General features: G+C 68.0%; 1 protein-coding gene. It reads right to left on the bottom strand.

The window, feature by feature from the left end; translation table 11 throughout:
* Positions 1–413 (bottom strand): capsid assembly protein (locus D7X55_RS41875; protein WP_199747458.1); only part of this gene is annotated, 413 nt, incomplete at both ends.

Below are 413 nucleotides of genomic sequence, written 5' to 3'. Positions count from 1 at the left end.
GTAGACGGCGTTCTCGTAGGTCTGCACGCGAGCGCGCAGGCCATCGACGTACACGTCCACCAGCTCCTTCGGATAGCCCGCGTCCTGGAGCTTCTTGTAGCTCTCCTCGGACAGCGAGCCGTTCGAGTTGAACTCGGTGGCGAAGTCGTCCAGGTTCAGGCCAGCCCGCGCCAAGGCGTCACGCGCGTCATCCGCGGTGGCGTCGTCGATGGTCGCGGGGCCGCCCTTGCCACCCTTGTCGTCGGCTGGCGTGCTCAGTTGTGCGTAGGCGGCTTCCAGCTCCTCCACGGTCTTGTACTTGCCGCCGAACAGGCGCTCGCCATCGGTGCCACCCTGCGCGCCCGGTGCGGGCTGCTGGGTGTCCTGGGAGTTCTGCGGCGGCTGCTGACCTGGGGTCGGCTGGCCGTTGATGC

This window comes from Corallococcus sp. AB049A (genome assembly GCF_003668885.1).
Classification (GTDB): Bacteria; Myxococcota; Myxococcia; order Myxococcales; family Myxococcaceae; genus Corallococcus; species Corallococcus interemptor.
This window is presented reverse-complemented; position numbering and strand designations above follow the sequence as displayed.